Annotated in this window: 17 protein-coding genes and 1 tRNA gene; 6 read left to right on the plus strand and 12 right to left on the minus strand. The window is 71.5% G+C overall.

What is annotated here, in order from left to right; genetic code table 11:
- Positions 1-7: 7 nt before the first annotated feature.
- A tRNA-Arg gene (locus tag ACYVLJ_RS03035) sits at positions 8-80 on the plus strand.
- A 47-nt stretch (positions 81-127) separates the two neighbouring features.
- On the opposite strand, the gene ACYVLJ_RS03040 is transcribed toward ACYVLJ_RS03035, so the two are convergent.
- The 3 genes from ACYVLJ_RS03040 to ACYVLJ_RS03050 are packed head-to-tail and all read right to left on the minus strand — an operon-like array spanning position 128 to position 2230.
- Positions 128-502, minus strand: coding sequence for a hypothetical protein (locus tag ACYVLJ_RS03040; RefSeq protein ID WP_460437669.1), 375 nt, complete (start codon positions 500-502; stop codon positions 128-130).
- The gene (locus ACYVLJ_RS03045; protein ID WP_460437670.1) at positions 499-1701 is read right to left on the minus strand and encodes an amidohydrolase family protein; all 1203 of its coding nucleotides are present in this window, start codon (positions 1699-1701) and stop codon (positions 499-501) included. Before ACYVLJ_RS03045 ends, ACYVLJ_RS03040 begins: the two co-directional genes overlap by 4 nt.
- Positions 1702-1711: 10 nt before the next feature.
- Positions 1712-2230 (minus strand): GlcG/HbpS family heme-binding protein, encoded by a 519-nt coding sequence (locus ACYVLJ_RS03050; protein ID WP_460437671.1) that lies wholly within the window; start codon positions 2228-2230, stop codon positions 1712-1714.
- 104 nt (positions 2231-2334) lie between these two features.
- On the opposite strand from ACYVLJ_RS03050, the gene ACYVLJ_RS03055 reads away from it, so the two are divergent.
- On the plus strand, positions 2335-3483 hold the full coding sequence (locus tag ACYVLJ_RS03055) for a sensor histidine kinase (protein ID WP_460437672.1): 1149 nt from the start codon (positions 2335-2337) through the stop codon (positions 3481-3483).
- Positions 3480-4100 carry a response regulator gene (locus tag ACYVLJ_RS03060; protein WP_451968619.1) on the plus strand — a complete coding sequence of 207 codons (621 nt, stop codon included), beginning with the start codon at positions 3480-3482 and terminating at the stop codon, positions 4098-4100. The genes ACYVLJ_RS03055 and ACYVLJ_RS03060 overlap by 4 nt, the downstream gene beginning before the upstream one ends.
- Here ACYVLJ_RS03060 and ACYVLJ_RS03065 read toward each other — a convergent pair whose 3' ends face one another.
- Both ACYVLJ_RS03065 and ACYVLJ_RS03070 read right to left on the minus strand, forming a co-directional pair.
- A complete protein-coding gene (locus ACYVLJ_RS03065; protein WP_460437673.1) occupies positions 4101-4997 on the minus strand; it encodes a hypothetical protein in 897 nt (298 codons plus the stop codon). It lies immediately after the preceding gene.
- A gap of 43 nt (positions 4998-5040) precedes the next feature.
- Complete coding sequence (locus tag ACYVLJ_RS03070; protein ID WP_460437674.1) at positions 5041-5640, minus strand: vWA domain-containing protein; 600 nt, start codon at positions 5638-5640, stop codon at positions 5041-5043.
- Between the two features lie 147 nt (positions 5641-5787).
- Between ACYVLJ_RS03070 and ACYVLJ_RS03075 the strand changes: the two genes are divergently transcribed.
- The gene (locus ACYVLJ_RS03075; RefSeq protein ID WP_460437675.1) at positions 5788-8670 is read left to right on the plus strand and encodes an AfsR/SARP family transcriptional regulator; all 2883 of its coding nucleotides are present in this window, start codon (positions 5788-5790) and stop codon (positions 8668-8670) included.
- Positions 8671-8710: 40 nt separating this feature from the next.
- Here ACYVLJ_RS03075 and ACYVLJ_RS03080 read toward each other — a convergent pair whose 3' ends face one another.
- The 3 genes from ACYVLJ_RS03080 to ACYVLJ_RS03090 all read right to left on the minus strand — a co-directional run bounded on the left by ACYVLJ_RS03080 (position 8711) and on the right by ACYVLJ_RS03090 (position 9777).
- The gene (locus tag ACYVLJ_RS03080) at positions 8711-8884 is read right to left on the minus strand and encodes a hypothetical protein (protein WP_451968626.1); all 174 of its coding nucleotides are present in this window, start codon (positions 8882-8884) and stop codon (positions 8711-8713) included.
- 108 nt (positions 8885-8992) lie between these two features.
- A complete protein-coding gene (locus ACYVLJ_RS03085; RefSeq protein ID WP_460437676.1) occupies positions 8993-9625 on the minus strand; it encodes an MFS transporter in 633 nt (210 codons plus the stop codon).
- A complete protein-coding gene (locus ACYVLJ_RS03090) occupies positions 9607-9777 on the minus strand; it encodes a hypothetical protein (RefSeq protein WP_460437677.1) in 171 nt (56 codons plus the stop codon). The genes ACYVLJ_RS03085 and ACYVLJ_RS03090 overlap by 19 nt, the downstream gene beginning before the upstream one ends.
- Between ACYVLJ_RS03090 and ACYVLJ_RS03095 the strand changes: the two genes are divergently transcribed.
- Together ACYVLJ_RS03095 and ACYVLJ_RS03100 are read left to right on the plus strand one after the other, a co-directional pair.
- Positions 9764-10537, plus strand: a complete 774-nt coding sequence (locus tag ACYVLJ_RS03095; RefSeq protein WP_460437678.1) for a LysR family transcriptional regulator — start codon at positions 9764-9766, stop codon at positions 10535-10537. The two genes, ACYVLJ_RS03090 and ACYVLJ_RS03095, sit on opposite strands and share 14 nt — an antisense overlap.
- A 136-nt stretch (positions 10538-10673) precedes the next feature.
- Positions 10674-13907, plus strand: coding sequence for a GH92 family glycosyl hydrolase (locus ACYVLJ_RS03100; RefSeq protein WP_460437679.1), 3234 nt, complete (start codon positions 10674-10676; stop codon positions 13905-13907).
- A 91-nt stretch (positions 13908-13998) separates the two neighbouring features.
- Here ACYVLJ_RS03100 and ACYVLJ_RS03105 read toward each other — a convergent pair whose 3' ends face one another.
- The 4 genes from ACYVLJ_RS03105 to ACYVLJ_RS03120 form a co-directional block, all read right to left on the minus strand.
- Complete coding sequence (locus ACYVLJ_RS03105) at positions 13999-14523, minus strand: DUF4231 domain-containing protein (RefSeq protein ID WP_451968634.1); 525 nt, start codon at positions 14521-14523, stop codon at positions 13999-14001.
- Between the two features lie 39 nt (positions 14524-14562).
- A complete protein-coding gene (locus ACYVLJ_RS03110) occupies positions 14563-15621 on the minus strand; it encodes a glycosyltransferase (RefSeq protein ID WP_451969842.1) in 1059 nt (352 codons plus the stop codon).
- A gap of 87 nt (positions 15622-15708) precedes the next feature.
- Complete coding sequence (locus ACYVLJ_RS03115; protein ID WP_451968636.1) at positions 15709-17181, minus strand: serine/threonine-protein kinase; 1473 nt, start codon at positions 17179-17181, stop codon at positions 15709-15711.
- Positions 17182-17318: 137 nt separating this feature from the next.
- On the minus strand, positions 17319-18119 hold the full coding sequence (locus tag ACYVLJ_RS03120; protein WP_451968638.1) for an inositol monophosphatase family protein: 801 nt from the start codon (positions 18117-18119) through the stop codon (positions 17319-17321).
- Between the last annotated feature and the right edge of the window lie 5 nt (positions 18120-18124).

Genomic DNA, 18124 nt, shown 5'->3' on the forward strand with positions numbered 1-18124 from the left:
AAGGTAAGCCCTCGTAGCTCAGGGGATAGAGCACCGCTCTCCTAAAGCGGGTGTCGCAGGTTCGAATCCTGCCGGGGGCACTTAGTTCATAACGAGACCTTGCCGAGCGCGTTGCAGGGATAGCGGTCTATTGCGCGAAGTCGAGTCGTGGAGCCGCAGTCGAAGCTATTCGGACGTGGCCCCAATCTCCTGTCATCTCGTAGTAGCCGGCTTTCTCGTGGAGGCTGTCGATATTTTCGAGGTCTTTTTCACCACTGGCGTCGCGGTAGGTTTCCGCCGGCCGTGAAATCCACTCGATCTTCGTTGCCTCGGCGAGGATCAGTGTCGCGTCCGCATAGCAGTGGCTTTCGCCAGAAAGCGGGTCGTGGTATCGCGGGTGTGACCGGGTCAGCACGACGTCCAGCCTGAACGACAACGAGCTGGGAGTCTCGGCGATGGTGAGGACGTAGCTGTCCTCGAGGCAGACATTCGCGAGGGCCGGAAATTCGGTGTAGTTCCTCATGGCTGGAGCACGGCCAGACCGTCGGCTACTACGGCGCCGTTGTGCAGCACCGTGCGGTCTTGGCCTCGGTCCATCACCGCGCTTGTCGGGGTCTCGCCGTCCACCAGGACCAAGTCCGCTCGGTCGCCTACGGCCAAGCCCGGGCGGTCCGTGATGCCCGACAAGCGCGGAACCGTGTGGCTCATGATCGACGCGCCGCCCATTGTCGCCACGGCCAACGACAGCTCGATGTGTGCGTCCAGCCGGAAGCCGCGTGTGAAGGCCAGTTGCCAGGTGCGGTCCAGCAGGTCGCAGTTGCCGTACGGGCTCCAATAATCCCGCTGGCCGTCTTCGCCCAGGCCCACTCGGACGCCTGAGGCGACCAGGTCCAGCAGGGACAGCTGGCCCGCCGCGGACGGAGCCACCGTCGTCATGGCGATGTCCAGTGCGGCGAAGTCGTCGATCACCCGGCGGCTCACCGACTCCGAGATCGAGCCCAGGTCGTACGCGTGGGACATCGTCACCTTGCCGCGCATGTCCAGGGCTCGGACGCGCTCGATCACCAGGTCCGTCGAGAACAAGCCCAGGTGGCCCGGCTCGTGCAGGTGGATGTCGACCTCCGCCTGGTGTTTCTCCGCCAGTGCGAACACCGCGTCCAGGTGGCCCTTCGGGTCGCGGTCCAGGGTGCACGGGTCGATGCCGCCGATCACCGTTGCGCCCGAACGCATGGCCGCGTCCAGCACGTCGTAGGTTCCCGGCTCGCGCAGGATGCCGGCCTGGGCGAACGCCATGACCTGCACTTCGGCCTGGGCCGCGAACTTCTCCCGGGCGGCTAGGACCGCGTCCAGCTTCTCCAAGCGGCAGTCGACGTCCACCTGCGCGTAGCTGCGGACGCGGGTCGTGCCGTGGGCGATCATGCGCTCCAGGGTCCCGGCCACCCGCTCGGGCAACGGCACCTCGGCCGACCGCCAGTTTTCACGGTCGTTCGTCATCATCGCCACCACGCCCGGGCCTCCCGTGTGGGGGCGGAACGGCAGGCCGATCCGCGTCGAATCCAGGTGGACGTGGACGTCACTGAACGACGGGAACAGGAGGCGGCCGCGGCCCTCGACGGCCGCCGCGACCCCCGGGGTGTGCGGGCGGATCGCGGCGATCCGGTCGCCGTTCAGCTCGACGTCGCTGCGCTCGCCACCCCAGGGGCGGACATCACTGATCAACACCGGTGCCACGCTACTTGCCCAGCGCGTCCACGCCGGCCTGGGCGAACGACTCGTCCTGCGCACCCGACGGCGCGCCCGCGACACCCACCGCGGCGATCGGGGCGGAGCCCGACGCAACCGGGACGGCGCCGGCCAGGAACAGGGTGCCGTCGATGTCCTTCAACGTCGGGGTCTGCTGCAGGCGGCCGGCCAGCTCGGACGTCTTCGCGTTCCACGAGACCGCCGTGAACGCCTTCTGCTGGGCCGAGCTGTAGGACTGCGGGCCCGCGCCGTCGCCGCGCAGGGTCAGGATGGTGTTGCCGTCGCGGTCCACCACGGCCACCGACACGTGTTGGCCGGCCTTCGCCGCGGCGTCCAAAGCGGCCTGCGCGGCCTTCGAAGCGGCGGCGATCGACAGGTGCGACGTCTGCACGACGCCCTTGACGGTGGGAGCCGGCGCGGCGGTGGCCGACACGGCGCCGACGGTGGTGACGCCCACCGCGGCGAGGCCGGCGACGGCGGCGGCGATCCGGGTACGGGTCGAGATCATGGTCTGCTCCTCGGGGTCGATCGGTTCGATGGCTCCAGCCTCACCCCGCCACCAGGCCGATCCGGTCGTCGTCCCGGCCGACAACCGGGTCATCCGATCGGCTGATGCGCCGCCTCCGGACCGGGCTGACGCTGGTCCCGGACGAGCAGGGAGGAACCATGGAGCGCATGACGGCCGACTCCGACGCGCGGTGGCTCGCCGCGGTCATGCACTCGGCGTTCTTCCTGCTCCTGCTCGCCTCGGCCGTCCGGTACCTGACGCGTCACGAAGGCACCGCGCTCGCGCCCTGGGTGGTCGGGTTGACTGCCGCGCTCGTGATCGCCTACGGCATCGGCATCAGGTCCCGGAACGGGCTCTGGTTGGCGGTGGTCCTGGCGTTCTGGGTGGTCCTGGTGGTGCTCGCCCCCAGCTTCGCCTGGTCGGCGATCCCGCTGTTCATCACCGGCCTGCGCACCCTGCCGACCGGCCCGGCCCTGGGCCTGGTCACCGTGGTCACCGCGCTCGTCGTCGTCTCGCAGAACCGGCTGGCCGACGGCTTCGACCCGAACCTGACCATCGTGCCGATCGCGATCGCCGTGATGACGGCCGCGGTGATCACCTTCATGCGCCGGCAAGCCGAGCGGCTGAGCGAGTCCGAGCGCCGCGCGGGAGTGCTGGCCGAGCGGGGCCGGGTGTCGCGGGAGATCCACGACGCGCTCGCGCAGGGGCTGTCCAGCCAGGCCATGCTGCTGCAGGCCGCCGACCAGGCCTGGGACCGGCCCGAGCTGGCCCGCGAACACGTCCGTGCCGCGCAGGCCATCGGGGCGGGCAACCTGTCGGAAGCGCGGCGGCTCGTGCAGGACCTCGCACCCGCCGACCTCGACGGCGCCACCCTCGCCGAGGCCCTGGACGCCGTGGCCGGCCGCGCCGGGCTGCCGGTGGAGGTCCGGTTCGAGGGCACCGAACGGCCGCTGCCCGAACGCGTTCAGTCCACTTTGGTGCGGATCGCCCAGGGCGCGCTGGCCAACGCGCGCGAGCACGCCGAGGCCGGCCGCGCCGTGCTCACCCTCACCTACCTCGACGACCAGGTCGTCCTCGACGTTGCCGACGACGGCCGGGGCTTCCTCGAGACGGCACCCGAAGGCGGGCGCGGCCACGGTCTGCCGGCCATGCGGGCCCGGGCGCGGCAGCTCGGTGGCAGGCTGACCGTGGAGTCCGCGCCCGGCCAGGGCACGGTCGTTTCGGCCGCGATCCCGCTGGAGGTTGTCCCGTGATCAGGGTCCTGGTCTGCGACGACCACGCCGTCGTGCGCGCCGGCCTGCGCGCCCTGCTTTCGGGCGCCGACGGCATCGAAGTCGTCGGCGAGACGGCGAGCGGTGAGGAAGCCGTAGCGACGGCCGCTGCCCTGCACCCGGACGTCGTCCTGATGGACCTGCAGCTCGGCGACGGCATCGACGGGATCGAGGCGACGCGGCGGATCCGGAGCACCCCGGGTGGTCCCCGGATCCTCGTCCTGACCACCTACGACACGGACGCGGACATCAGCCGGGCCATCGCCGCCGGGGCCACCGGCTACCTCCTGAAAGCCGGGTCCGCCACCGAGTTGTACGCGGCGATCGAAGCGGCCGCGGCCGGCCGGACCGCGGTGTCCCCGCCGGTCGCCGACCGGATGATGGCCCAGCTGCGCGCACCCCGGCCCTCGCTCACCGACCGCGAGCGCGACATCCTCCGTCAGCTGGCCCAGGGGCTGGGCAACAAGGAGATCGCCCGCGCGCTGTTCATCAGCGAGGCGACGGTCAAGACCCACCTCGGCCGGATCTACGGGAAGCTCGCGGTGGACACCCGGTCCGGCGCGGTCGCGGTGGCCAAGGAACAACGGCTGCTCGACTGATCACCCCCAGCGCGTGCCGTAGGCCAGACCCGGGGTGAGGGCGCGGAATCGCAGGTGGACCTCCCCGGACGGGTCCACCGGCTCCCGGCGGCCTCGGTAGCGCGGGTCCGTCACGTCCCGCTGGAACGCTCCATCCACGGCCCAGACCTCCGAAGGCGCGTCGGAGCCGAAGCGGACGTGCAGGTCGAAGCGGTCGCACGGCTGTCTGGGCACCGACACCAGGAACGGCCACAGGGACGGTGGCCGGAACAGCACCGCGCACTCCCACGACTCGCCCCGGGACAACGGCCTCGGCAACTCCAGCCCGTACCCCCACCGCGAGGGCGTCTCCATGCCGCGGTCCACCAGGGTCCCGCCGTGGAGAACGGTGGCCGTGGGACGTCCGGCGGGCAGCGAGACCGCCAGGTCGACGGAGCGCACGCCGTCCTGGTCGGCGGTGATCCGGCGGTGCTCGAGCACCAGCAGTTCGTCGAGCACGAGAGACACCGACAACGACGTCGTGTGCCAGCAGTCCGCCGAGGACACGGCCGGCGGGGCGGACGAAAACGCCTGCTCCGCCATCTGCTCGATCGCGTCGTCGATGCGGCGGCGGATCGTCCGGGGGTCGCGGTCCATCTTCTGCGCCGCCCAGCGGACCCGGTCCTGGTACAGCGGCTGGCGGGCCTCCGCGCAGATCGCGAAGGCCGCCAGCACCGCCAGGCGCAGGTCGTCCGGGAGGTCCGAGGCCCACTCGGTCAGCCGGGCGGACACCTTCTCCCGGATCGCCACCAGCCCGTCGCCGTCGGATACCGCGCACGCCGTTCGCAGCACCGGTCCCACCCGGTCCTCGATCCGGCCCGCCAGGCCGCGGCCCTTGCGGAGCGTTTTCAGCTCCTGGACCAGCTCGGCACGCTCCACTGTCGTTCTCCTTCAGTGCGTTTCCATGGCTGCCACCCCCTTTTCAGGACAGGGTGCGGTCGGGCGGTGGACCGGAAGTGGACAGAACGTGCATCACCGAGGCGATCAGCGCCGTCCCCAGGCGGACGCCGTCGCGGCCGAGGTACGTGCGGAACGTGCCGATGCGGCCCAGGGCCTCTCCGTCCGCGTCGCCGACGCCGAACGCCACGACGCGCGGGCGGCGCGCCCACGCCGGGTCGCACAGCGCCGAGAACGCCGCCGGCCAGGTCACCGGGTCCGTCGGCTGGCCGTCGGACAGGAAGAACACCAGCGGGCGCAGCACGCGCACCCGGTGCGTCTCCAGGAGCCGGACGTCGACGTCGATGACCGAGCGGAGGAACGTGAACACCGGGCCGAAGTTGGTGCCGGCGCACGGGCCCGGCGGCGGCAGCTCGGCGACTTCGGCCGCGAGGCACAGCCCGTGCACCGCCGAAGGCTCCTCCCCGAAGCCGATCACGCTGCAGAGCACGCGGTCGGCGATCGACGCGTCGGCGTGGATCGCGCCGCGGAACTCGCGGAGCCCCCCGTTCAGCTCCTCGATGTGGTCGGCCATCGACAGCGAGACGTCGCACGCCACGTAACACGGCAACACGTCGGACCCCATACCCGTTTCTCCTTCACCCCTGATTCGACCGGCGGAGTCTGGCAAGCGCGCGTGTACCGAACGTGGAAGAAATGCTGATTACCGAAACTCCAACGGCCGATTGCGCGACATCAATCGGGGAAAGCAAGCTGACGCCGGGGAGGCTGCGTGGAGTTTCGGATGCTCGGCCCGCTGGAGGCGTGGCACGACGGCGCGCCGGTGCCGCTGGGTGACCAGCAGCAGCGGTTCGTCCTGGTCGTGCTGCTCCTGAACGCCAACAAGCCGGTGTCGACCGCGCGGCTCACCGAGATCGTCTGGGCCGGCCGGGAAACCAAGCCCACGCTGGTGCGCGGGTACGTCAAGCGGCTGCGTGACGTCGGCGTCGGCATCGAGACGACGCCGACCGGCTACCTGCTCCGGCTCGGCGAGGACCAGCTCGACACCGTCCGGTTCGAGCGGCTGCGGTCCGCGGCCGCCCGCACCGACGATCCGCGCCGGGCCATCGAACTCCTGCGGGAGGCCGTCGGGCTGTGGCGCGGGCGGTTCCTCGAGGACATCGACATCGACCGCGTGGGCGGGCCGGAAGTCGCGTTCCCGGAAGAGAGCCTGCCCGACACCGTCGGCGACCTGGCCGAACTGGAGCTCGACACGGGCGACCACCGCTCGGCGCGTGACCGGCTGCGGCCGCTCGTCCGGTCCGATCCTGCCGGCCAGAAGCACGCCGAACTCCTCATGCGTGCCCTGCTCGCCGGGGGTGACCGGGTCGGCGCGCTGCGCGTGTTCCAGAGCACCCGCGACGCCCTCGCCGAGCTGCGGATGGCGCCCGGTCCCGTGCTGCGCAACCTCGCCGCGCGCGCCGAACACGGCGAGCCGCCGAGCTCGCTGCCGTCGCGGCCCGGCGGGTTCACCGGGCGCGCCGCGGAGCTGGCGACGATCGAGACGGCCGCCGCGAGCGGGGCGGTCTGGATCAGCGGTGCGCCGGGTGTCGGCAAGACCGGCCTGGCCGTCGAAGCCGCCCACCGGCTCCGCGACCGGTTCCCCGACGGCCAGCTCATGGCCCGGCTCAACGGGTTCACCCCCGGTGTGCCCGAGACCAGCGTCGGCGACGCGCTCACCGAGCTGCTGGTCGAGCTCGGCGTGCCGGCCGAGCAGATCCCGGCCACCGTCGGCCGGAAGGTCACGCTCTACCAGACGACCTTGTGGGGCACCCGCACGCTCGTCGTGCTGGACAACGCCGCGTCGGCCGAGCAGATCCGGCCGTTGCTGCCCGAGGTGGACGGCTGCCTCGCCATCGTCACCAGCCGGCTGATGGGCGACACCGGCGAGCCCGTCCGGCTTTCGCCCCTGCCACCCGAAGAAGCGGCCGAACTGTTCCAGGCCCTGACCGACCCGCCGCGGGTGCGCGGCCGGGCGGCGGACGTCGCGTTGATCGTCAAGCGCTGCGGGTACCTGCCGATGCCGATCCGGGTGGCGGCCGCGCTGTTCCGGCGGCACGCCGGCTGGCCGCTGGACCACCTGCTGCACCTGCTCGAGGAGAGCGGGCCGTGGGGCGAGGCCGACGGCGTCGCCGCGGTCCGGGCGTCCTTCCAGCAGCTCGGCGAGCCGCAGCGCACCATGTTCCGGCTGCTCGGCAGCCTGCCCGGGCCGGACGTCGACGTCGTCGGCGGCGCGGCGCTGGCCGGCTGCGGAGTCGCCGAAGCACGACGGCTGCTCGACGACCTGCACGAGGTAAGCCTGCTGGAGGAGGCCGCGCCGGAGCGGTACCAGATGCTGGACCCGCTCAAGGAGTTCGCCGCCGGCGAGCCCGCGTCCGAGCCGGCGCTCGTGCGGTTGCTCGACTTCTACCTCGTGACGCTCGCGGCCGCGGTCGGTGCCGCGTACCCGTTCGACCGGGCGCAGCTGCCCGCGCTCGACCGGTCGTGCCCGGTGACGCCGGTCTTCGCCGACGCCGGCGCCGGGCTCCGGTGGATCGTCGCCGAGCGCGACAACCTCGTCGCCGCGATCCGCTACGCCGCCCGGCACGACCTGCCGGAGCACACCTGGCGGCTGGCCGTGCTGCTGTGGCGCTACTTCAACACGACGAACCAGTTCGAGGACTGGATCGGCACCCTGGAGCTCGCCTGGGCGATCGTGTCGACCGACCGTGGAAACGATTACGGCCAGGCGCACGTGCTGCTGCGGCTGGCGACCGCGCACGACCGGCGCGGCCAGCTCTCCGAAGCGCTCGAGCTGGCGGCCCAGGCGCTGCCGAAGTGGCGCCGGCTCGGTGACCCGCGCGGCGAAGCGGCGACGTTGTGCGCGCTCGCCATCCCGACGATGGAGCTGGGCAAGCACGAGCAGGCGATCGCGCACCTCGAAGCGGCGCTGGAGAAGTACGAGCAGACCGAAGACCGCCGGGGCGAGGCCCACGCGCTGAGCATGCTCGGCTACCTCAACGAGCTGCACGGCAACCTCGACGTCGCGCTGCGCCAGCACTCGGCGGCCGCGGGCACGCTGCGCGAGATCGGGCACGTCCAGGGCGTCGCGCACGCCTTGAACAACCTCGGGTCGGTGCAGGAAAAGCTCGGCCTGCTCCCGGAGGCACTGGCCAGCTACACCGAAGCGCACGGGCACGCCGCCGAGGTCGGCGACCACTGCGTCGAGGCGTACGCCCTGAACAACATCGGCAACGTGCACCGCCAGCGCGGCCGGTACACCGAAGCCGTGCGCTACCACGACAAAGCGAAGGAAGTGGCGGCCAACGTTCCCGACGCCGACCTGCGCACCCAGCTCTACCTCGACCGCGGCGCGACCGCGCTCGCCCGGGGTGCGCACCGGGAGGCGTTGAGCGCCGGCAAGGCCGCCCTCGACCTCGCCGCCGGCGACGGGAACCGCACCTACCAGGCCCGCGCGCACCGCGGTGTCGCGGAAACGCTCCACGCGATGGGCGACCACGAAAGCGCCGTCGAACATTGGACGGCCGCCGAAACGGAATTCGCCGCGCTCGATTTGCCGGAAGCCCGCGAGGTGCGCGACGAACGCGCCGGCTGGGAATGCGCCTGCGGGTCGTGACCGGGCCGGCCGTCCCCCCGCGACGGCCGGTCCGCGCACCTCAGCCGTGCCAGGGGTTGCCGTCGGTGCCCGCCGGCGGCGGCGTGCTGGTGGACGGCGGCGGCGTGCTGCCGTCGCCGTCCGCGTAGGCCGAGGTGGAACCGATCACCGGGACCGCCGCGAGGACGCACAGCGCGAGCAGGGGCCCACCGATTTTGGCCAGCTTTTTGAACATGACGAATCCTTCCGTCGAGTGGTTTCGGATCGGGGATTCCGGCGGAATTTCCGGCCCCGCAACCAGGATTCGTCACCCGGGAAATGCCGACAAGGCGTTTCCTGTTTCCTAGGAGAACAGGAAACAGTCAACCGCGCCGAGGATCAGCACGGTGCCCGCGACGACCAGCGCCGTGGTGGCCGACGTCGAGTTCAGCAGCGCACCCAGGACCGCGACCCCCAAGACCGCGCCGGTCTGCCGGGACGCGTTCAGGGCGCCACCGGCCGTGCCCGCCAGCTCGGGCGGCGCCGATCCGACCACCGCCGCCGCGGCGGCGGAACCCAGCAGGAGCCACGGACGGCCTTCGACCAGGGCGTACGTCAAGGTCGACAAAGCGATGATCGCCGAGAGCTGGCCGGCGACGTCCGTGCTGCCCGGTTTGGGCGGGGTCGGCGGCGCCGAGCGGGACAGCGTGAGCGCCGCCACGGCCACCGGGACGTTCACCAGGAAGATCGCGCGCCGGCCGAAACCCTGCGTCAGGAGACCGCCCAGCAGCGGTCCCGCGACCAGGCCGGTTCCGCTCAGTGCCGCCCACACGCCCATCGCCTTCGCGCGGGACGCGGGAACCGGGTGGGCCGCCGCGATCAAGGACAGCGAAGACGGCACCAGCGCCGCGCGGAGGGCGATCAAGATCGGAGCCGACGGAGAAAGCGCTGACAACGCGGAGAGAAGAGCGAACGAAATCAAGCCCGTGAAGAACATTCGGCGGGCCCGAAGCGGTCGGACCACGCGCCTGCCGTCAGCAGGAATGCCGCGAACGTCAGCGTGTAGGCGTTGGAGATCCATTGCTGCTCGGAAAGCGCAGGGGAAAACGCGGGAAGCGCGACGGTGACGATCGTCGTGTCCAGCGTCACCGAACAGATCCAAGCGCTCGAAGCCGAGCTGGGGGCGCCGCTGTTCGCGCGCGGACGGCCTTTACGGCTCACCGCGGCCGGGGAACGCTTGGTGGGGTACGCGGATCAGGTGCTCTCACTCGTCGAGGAAGCGAAAGCCGCCGTCGACGGAGAACGCGGCGAACCCGACGGTGAGCTGGTCATCGGCGCCCTCGAAACCCTGTGCACGCACTGGGTTCCGCCGCTCCTCGGCGCCTACCGGACGCGGTGGCCGCAGGTGCGGATCTCCGTCCGTGAGGGCGGCCGGGGCGAGCTGTACCAAGCCGTGCGAGAGTCCGAAATGGACGTTTGCTTCACGTTCGGGGCCGCGCCGGACGACCCCGCGGTCGTCTGCCGGGCGCTCGGCGACGAGCCACTCGTCGTCATCACGCCGCCCGGACACCCCTTGGCGGGCAAGGGAGAAGTCGAGCCCGCCGATCTCCGCGGCGTCGGTTTCCTGGCCACCCCGCCGGGCTGCGGTTTCCGGGAGATGCTGGACCGGATCGACGGCCCCGTCGTCGAGACCGAGGTCGGCAGCCTCGCCGCCCTGGGCCGCTGCGTGGCCGCGGGCCTGGGGTGCCGGATCGTGCCCGCGATGGTCGACCACCCGGGCGCGGTCGCCGTCCCGCTGGCCGGGCGGACGACCGCGGTCACCATGACCTGGCGGCGACGCGACGAGCGCAAACCGAACGTCGCCGCGCTGCTCGGGCTCTGTCCAGCACATCGGAAAGCTCCAGCGTGAACGCTCCTGAGGACGGCCATGACAACGGCTTGACCTGGTTGCCTTCTTCTCAAATCGGCGTGAAGGTGGCAGGCTCCCAACCGACTTGGTCCCCGATCCACATCTGACAACGTTGTCATCCGGGAGGAGCAGCCCCATGGGGTCGCAAAGCAGACGGCTGGTCGCCGCCGTGGCCGTGGGCCTTGTGGTCGCGGCCACGACCCAGGCCACGGCACACGCGGCCGAACAGGTCGACCCGGTGAGCCTGGTCAACCCGTTCGTCGGCACGCAGAACTTCGGCAACACGTTCCCCGGCGCGAGCGCGCCCTTCGGGATGGTGCAGGTCAGCCCCGACACCGGCGGGCAGGGCGGCTACGACTACCTGCAGAACGCGATCTACGGCTTCAGCCAGACGCACCTTTCCGGCGTCGGCTGCGGCGTGATGGGCGAGCTGCCGATCATGCCGACCACCGGCGCGGTGGACAACGTTGACAAGAACGCCTACAAGTCCGAGTACAGCCACGACGACGAGCACGCCGAGCCCGGCTACTACCGCGTCGGCCTCAAGAAGTACGGCGTGAACGCGGAGCTGACGGCGACCGCGCGCACCGGCTGGCAGCGCTACACCTTCCCCTCGACCGGGCAGGCGAACGTCCTGTTCAACACCGGCCAGGCCAACCAGTCCGTCAAGGACTCCGAGATCCACGTCGTCGGCGACCGCACGCTCGAAGGCCGCGTCAAGGCCGGCGGGTTCTGCGCCGGGCACGACGAGCACACCGTCTACTTCACCGCGACGTTCGACCGGCCGTTCAGCTCGTTCGGCACCTGGCGCGGTTCGACGCGCACGCCGGGCAGCCGCGACGCCGCGGGCACCGGTGGCAACGGCGCGTGGGCCAGCTTCGACGCCACCACCGACCACGACGTCGTGCTCAAGGTCGGCCTGTCCTACACCGGTCTCGACGGCGCGCGGAAGAACCTCGCGGCGGAGACGTCGAACTACGACTTCGACGCGACGCGGGCCGCGCTGCACCAGCAGTGGGTGGACAAGCTCGGCGCGATCAAGATCGGCGGCGGCACGACCGAGCGGCAGACGGCGTTCTACACCGCGCTCTACCACGCCCAGCTGCACCCGAACCTGGCCGGCGACACCGACGGCAGCTACACCGGTTTCGACGGCAAGGTGCACACCGCGAGCGGCTACACGCCGTACCAGAACTTCTCGCTGTGGGACACCTACCGGCCGCAGAACCAGCTCCTCGAAATGCTCGAACCGCAGGTCGCGCGGGACGTCGCGCTGTCGGTGGTCGCCATCGGCCGGGACGGCGGGTGGTTGCCGCGCTGGGCGCTGGCCGAGAGCGAAACCAACATCATGACCGGCGACCCGGTGACACCGTTCCTCGTCGAGGCGTGGTCGAAGGGCCTGCTCGCGGGGCACGAAGAAGAGGCATACGCGCTGCTCAAGAAGAACGCGACGAGCACGCCACCCGCCGACTCGCCGTACAACGGCCGCTCGGGCGTCAACTACTACAACGACCGCGGTTACATCCCCAGCGGGCTGACGCTCGGCAAGGACTGCGCGGCCAAGGGCGGCGACAACGACTGCGAGCACCCGGCGTCCGCGACCATGGAGTACTCGGCGGCCGACGCCGCGCTCGCGTTGATGGCCCGTGGCCTGAACCACCAGGCCGACGCGAAGATGTTCGCCGACCGCGGCCAGTGGTACCGGAACCTCTGGGATTCCTCGACGCAGGCGTTCCGCCCGCGCACGACCGAAGGCACCTTCCTCACGCCGTACAACCCGGTCGACGCCGACCACCAGTTCCACGAAGGCGGCGCCTACCAGTACCAGTGGCTCGTCCCGCAGGACCCGAGCGGGCTCGTCTCGCTGATGGGCGGCAAGAAGTCCACGGAGAAGCGGCTCGACTCCTTCTTCGCCTACGACAACCTGCTGAAGGACCCGGCGGGCACGGCGCGCAACGACTGGATCTCCAGCCCGTACGACTACTACGGCAAGGCGACGTACAACCCGAACAACGAGCCCGACCTGCTCGCGCCGTACATGTACCTGTGGGCGGGCGCGCCGGCGAAGACCGCGACCGTCGTCCGCGCGGCGATGACGCTGTTCACCACCGGCCCGGACGGCATGACCGGCAACGACGACCTCGGCACGATGTCCGCCTGGTACGTCTTCTCCTCGCTCGGGCTGTACCCGACGATGAGCGGCGCGAACTTCCTCGCGGTGTCGAGCCCGCAGTTCGAGTCGGCGACCGTCCGGATCGGACAGTACGGCCCTTCACAGGGCGGCACCCTGACCGTGAACGCGCCGGGTGCGTCCGACGCGAACCGGTACGTGCAAAGCGTTTCGCTGAACGGCCGCAACGTCCGGGAGACGTCGCTGGACTGGTCCGCGGTCGCGCACGGCGGCGTCCTGAACCACACGCTCGGGTCGAAGCCGTCCTCGTGGGGCACCGGGTCGGAGCCGCCGTCCGTGAACAACGCGGCGGGTGACTCGCGGCGGCACGTCGACGCGTCGCTGCGGCAGACGTCGGTGGTCATCCCTGCGGGTGCGGCTCAGCAGGTGCACCTCGACCTGGACGTCCTGGCGCAGAACCCGGCGCTGCAGCCGGTGACGATCTCGGCGACCGCGCCGGCCGGGTGGAAGGTGCAGACGGACCAGCTGAGGCTGATCTGGTCGGCCCGCCTGCCGGTGCAGCAGACCGTGCCGGTCACCGTGACCGTGCCCGCCGGGACCGCGCTCGGCACGTACCCGGTGCAGGTCAAGGTGTCCGGGCCGGGCGCGAACACGGTGTCGAAGTCGGCGACGGTCGAGGTCCGGACGCCGTCGGCGTGCGTCGCCGGCACGTCGTGCGCGGTCGACCTCGGCCGCGACCTCAACCACGACGGCACGGCGACGGTCGCGGCGTCCACGGAAGGCAACTTCGACGGCGGCGGCTGGAGCTACGACGCTTCCCTGCTGCCGCCGGCCGGGCCGGTGACCTGGGACGGCGTCACGTACTCGGCGCCGGACGCGTCGGGGACTTCGCCCAACTTCGTGGAGGCCCGCGGGCAGTCCCTGCTGCTCCCGGCGGGTCAGCACGGCGCGCTGAAGCTGGTCGGGTCGTCGCACAACGGCCCGGTGTCGACGACGCTGACCGCGCACTACACCGACGGCACGAGCACGGACCTCGCGGTGACGTTCGCCGACTGGGCCGGTTCGGGTACGCCGGTGCTGCTGGACATGCCGCACCGCATCAAGGCGGGCAGCGGCGTCGACGGCCCGCCGGTGCGGCTGTTCGGCATCTCGGCGGCGCTGGATTCCGCCAAGACCCTGCAGTCGGTGAGCCTGCCGAACGACCCGCGGGTCGAGATCTACGCGCTCACCCTGGCGTGATGGTCCGGTTCGCCGGGTCCGGCTCGGCGAACCGCTCCACCTGGCCAGGGAAGCCGAACACCGGGATCCGGCGGAGGCGAAAAGGAGTCGCTCAGGCGCGGATTTCCGGGGACTGCGGCGGCCGGTCGAGCTTGCGGAACTCGACCCACTGGCGGCTGGCGTCGGCCCAGGTCACCTGGTGCCGGTCGAAGAACTCCTGGAGCCGCTCGCGGCTGAGCTCGGCCGTCGGCGTGCCGACGAGGTAGTAGTCCATCTCGTCGCGGATGCGGTTCAGGTTGTAGCGGGTCTCCTCCATCAGCACCCAGCGCGAGCGCCAGTTGAAGAACGTCTCGAGCCCGCCGAGCACGGTGACCAGCGCGACCATCGGCAACGCGATCGACGCCCGCGCCGGGATCTCCTGGATGCCCAGCACCACCGTCGACGCCGCGGTGAGCAGCAACGCGGCCACGCGCACGGCCGACGCACGGCGCCGGAAGCGGCGCTTGCGGCTGTCGGCCCAGTCCATGTCGGCCGAGACCAGATCGCGGAAGCCGAGCAGCTGGTCGCGCAGCGGCCGGTCCGGGTCGCGGCCGGCGACTTCGAGGAACCCGCGTTCGGAATCGAGGGGGGACGCCATCGCGTCAGGTTGGCCGAGCCGCGGCCCCGGCGGCAAGCGTCAGGCGACGATGCGGGGTTCGGACGCCAGCCTCGACAGCGCGTGCGTGAGCCGGCGGGCTGCGACGTCCCACTCCTCCAGCGCGCTGCCCCGGCCCAGGGCCGCCGTGCGCAGGGAGCGGCGCAGCTCCGGGTCGGCGTACCAGCGGTGCAGGGCGTCGGCCAGAGCGAACGGGTCGTTCGGCTCGACCAGCAGGCCCGGCATCTCGCCGTCGGCGTCGACGCCCAGCGCGTCGTACACCCCGCCGACCTCGGTGGCCAGCACCGGGATGCCGCGGGCCAGCGCCTGCGCGACGAACATCCCGGACGTCGCCGCGCGCGCCGGGATGACCAGTAGGTCCGCGGCGTTGTAGGCGTCGCCGAGGTCCACGGCGCCGCCGGCGAGCGTGATCCGGCCGCCGAGGCCGAGGCGCTCGATCGACCAGCCGAGCTCGTCGACGTACCCCGGGTCCGTCTCCAGTGAGCCGGCCAGGACGCAGGACAGTGCCAGGTGGTCGATCTCGCCGAGGGCCTGGACCAGCAGGTCCTGGCCGTTGCGGCGGGTGACGTCGCCGACGCACAGCAGCCGGGAGACGCCGTCGGCGCCGGCCGCGAGCGGGGCCGCGTCGGTGCCGGGCTTGGCGACGTAGACGCGGCCCGGGTCCAGGTCGTGGCGGTCGATGAGCAGCCGGGCGAGCCACGGGCTGGTCGCGACGACCATCCCGGCCATCCGCAGCGTCTCGCGCTCGCACGCGTCCAGCTCCGCCGCGTGCGACGGGTCGAGGCCGGGCTCGTCGGCGAGGGCCTGGTGCACCAGCACGGCCAGCCGCAGCCGCCGCGCGTGCGGGACGACGATCTCGGGCACGCCGGAGGCGATCACGCCGTCGAGCAGCACCACGGTTCGGTCCGGCAGCGCGGCCAGGGATCTCGCCAGGCGACGCCTCGACGTCGCGTCGGGCGACGGCCAGTCGCCGGCGATCGGCAGCTCCAGCACCGGCTGCCCGACGGCGGGCAGGTTCTGGCACATGCGCTTGTCGTACGTGTCGGTCCCCGGTGGCGCGGCCGGAAGGATGAACACCATCGGGTCGGCAGGCCTCATCGCTCAACCTCCAGCAGGGATCGACGGCGGGACGTCTCATCCGTCACACGCAGCCGGAGGCGGGTCGGTTCAGCCTTGGGAGTCAATCATCCAGGTGTTGTTCACCTGGACCATCGTGAAGGTGTCGGTCTCGGCCTGACCGCCGTTGTAGAGGACGGTCGCCGTGACCCGGTTGGGCCCGACTTCCTTCACGTTGGTCACGTTCACCGACTTGAACCGGCCCCACCAGCTCGTGTACGACTCGTACGTCTGGTGGCGGGACGCCCTGAACTTGTCCGTGAGCAGCTTCCACGCCTCCGCCGGGTTGCTCGGCAGCAGGGCGTAGTAGGCGGACAGGGCCTGGGCGGGGTTCATGGTCGAGGACACCGGCGAGACCGGCGTCGAGGTCGGTGGCGCCGTGGTCGACGGCGGCGCCGAAGGCGAGGAGGACGCCGACGGCGAAGGGGTCACGGACGCGGGAGCCGAGGTCGACGGCTGCTGCACGGGCGGCGGGGCGGCGTTGTCCTGCGGCGGTCTCTGCCGCACGACCAGCAGGATCGCCACGACGACCGCGACGCACAGCAGGGCCGCGCCCGCCCCGACCGCGATCAGGCCCTTGCGCGCGCCCGGCGACACCGAGGCGACCTCGCCGGCCGGCGGCACGGCGACCGTGGCGGGCACGGTCGGCACGGCGGCGGGCTCGGTCTCCGGGATCGTCTCCGCGAGCACCGACGCCCCCGGCTCCGCGTCCGGCAGCAGCGCCCTCAGTTCCCGCTCGACCTCGTCCATCGACGGCCGCTCGGCCGGCTCGGAGGCGAGCATCCGCAGCAGCAGCGGGGTCAGCCGGCCCGCCTTCTCCGGCGGCACGATCTCCCCGCTGGAGGCCCGGTAGAGCAACGCGATCGGGTTGTCGGCGGTGCCGTACGGCGGCTGGCCTTCGACGGCCGCGTAGAGCGTGGCGCCGAGGGAGAAGACGTCGGCGGCGAAGCTCGCGTCCTCGCCGCGGGCCACTTCGGGCGCGAGGAACGCGGGCGTGCCGGCGATCTCACCGGTGGCCGTCAGCTTGACGTCGCCGATCGCGCGGGAGATGCCGAAGTCGGTGATCTTCGCCGTGCCGTCGTCGGACACCAGGATGTTGGCCGGCTTCACGTCGCGGTGCACGATCCCGGCGCGGTGCGCGCCGGCCAGCGCCGAGCTGATCTGCGCGCCGACGCGGACGGCGTCGTCCACCGTCGTCGGCTCCTCGCGGACGAGGACGGCGAAACTCTTGGACGGCAGGTACTCCATGATCAACCACGGCCGGTCCTCTTCCTCGAGGACGGCGAACACGGTGATCGCGTGGGAATGCTGCAGCCGGGCCGCGATCCGCGCTTCGCGCATCGCGCGGTTCTTCGCTTCCTCGGTGCGGTCCTCGTCGTGGTCGTGCGGCAGCAGGAGTTCCTTGATCGCCACCGTGCGGTCGAGCATCTCGTCCTGGGCCCGCCACACCGTGCCCATCGCACCGCCGCCGATCGGCTCGACCAGCCGGTACCGATCGCGGATCCGGCGAGTTTCCACGAGCATCCACCATTCTCGAAGCGTGCGGGCGGGATCCGGCCAGCATGCCAGGATCACCCGCCGACCGGTACCAACGTAACCGAAAACCTTGCGCGGGCAGCGCAATTTCACGCGTGGCGCTGCCCACCATGTACCCCGAAATCCTAACGAACAACCCCATACGCGCGATCAAGCGCATCCACGATCTCGTTGCGCAGCCCCGCACCGACGGCGATCGTCGCCGCCGAACCCACCGTGTGCTCGCTGCCGTCGCGGTCCACGACGGCGCCGCCGGCCTCGCGCACGAGCAGCACGCCGGCCATGGTGTCCCACGGGTTGTTGGACAGGATCAGTGCGGCGTCGAGCTTTCCGTCCGCCACCCACGCGAGGTCGATCGCCGCGGTGCCCAGCATCCGGATCTTCTGCGCCCGCGCGCCGAGGTCCGCGAGGAGCAGCAGCCGCGCGCGGTTCAGGTCCTCGGCGAGCCGCCCGATCGCGAAGTCACCGACGGCGATCATCGCGTCGGACATTTCCGTCGCCCTCGACGCGCCCACGCGTTCTCCGTTCGCGAAAGCCCCTTCACCGCGCGCGGCCGTGTAGGTGACACCCAAGTACGGCAGGGCGATCGCGGCGACCGTGCTGTGCTCGCCGTCCACCAGGGCCAGGGAAATCCCGCAGAGCGGAATTCCGCGCGCGAAGTTCGCGGTGCCGTCGATCGGGTCGAGCGCCCACCAGCGGCCGGCACCCTCGCCGGTGCGGCCGCGCTCCTCGCCGAGCACGCCGATCTCCGGTGTCTCGGCGGTGAGGAACTCGCGCAGCGCGTCCTCGACCGCCGTGTCGACGTCGGTCACCAGGTCGCGATCACCTTTCGCGGAAACGGAAAAGCTCGGGCGCGACCGGACGATGGCGGTCGCCTTCGCCACGGCTTCGCGCGCGACGTCGAGTAGTGCGGCATGCTCGCTCATGACTC

Source organism: Amycolatopsis stemonae (assembly GCF_054781455.1).

Bases quoted from the DNA above. Each gene is read 5' to 3' on its own strand.
- ACYVLJ_RS03100 (WP_460437679.1), top strand. From the start codon at position 10,674: ATGGGGTCGCAAAGCAGACGGCTGGTCGCCGCCGTGGCCGTGGGCCTT.
- ACYVLJ_RS03110 (WP_451969842.1), bottom strand. From the start codon at position 15,621: ATGGTGTTCATCCTTCCGGCCGCGCCACCGGGGACCGACACGTACGAC.
- ACYVLJ_RS03070 (WP_460437674.1), bottom strand. From the start codon at position 5,640: ATGGGGTCCGACGTGTTGCCGTGTTACGTGGCGTGCGACGTCTCGCTG.
- ACYVLJ_RS03055 (WP_460437672.1), top strand. From the start codon at position 2,335: ATGCGCCGCCTCCGGACCGGGCTGACGCTGGTCCCGGACGAGCAGGGA.
- ACYVLJ_RS03115 (WP_451968636.1), bottom strand. From the start codon at position 17,181: ATGCTCGTGGAAACTCGCCGGATCCGCGATCGGTACCGGCTGGTCGAG.
- ACYVLJ_RS03040 (WP_460437669.1), bottom strand. From the start codon at position 502: ATGAGGAACTACACCGAATTTCCGGCCCTCGCGAATGTCTGCCTCGAG.
- ACYVLJ_RS03105 (WP_451968634.1), bottom strand. From the start codon at position 14,523: ATGGCGTCCCCCCTCGATTCCGAACGCGGGTTCCTCGAAGTCGCCGGC.
- ACYVLJ_RS03080 (WP_451968626.1), bottom strand. From the start codon at position 8,884: ATGTTCAAAAAGCTGGCCAAAATCGGTGGGCCCCTGCTCGCGCTGTGC.
- ACYVLJ_RS03085 (WP_460437676.1), bottom strand. From the start codon at position 9,625: ATGTTCTTCACGGGCTTGATTTCGTTCGCTCTTCTCTCCGCGTTGTCA.
- ACYVLJ_RS03050 (WP_460437671.1), bottom strand. From the start codon at position 2,230: ATGATCTCGACCCGTACCCGGATCGCCGCCGCCGTCGCCGGCCTCGCC.
- ACYVLJ_RS03120 (WP_451968638.1), bottom strand. From the start codon at position 18,119: ATGAGCGAGCATGCCGCACTACTCGACGTCGCGCGCGAAGCCGTGGCG.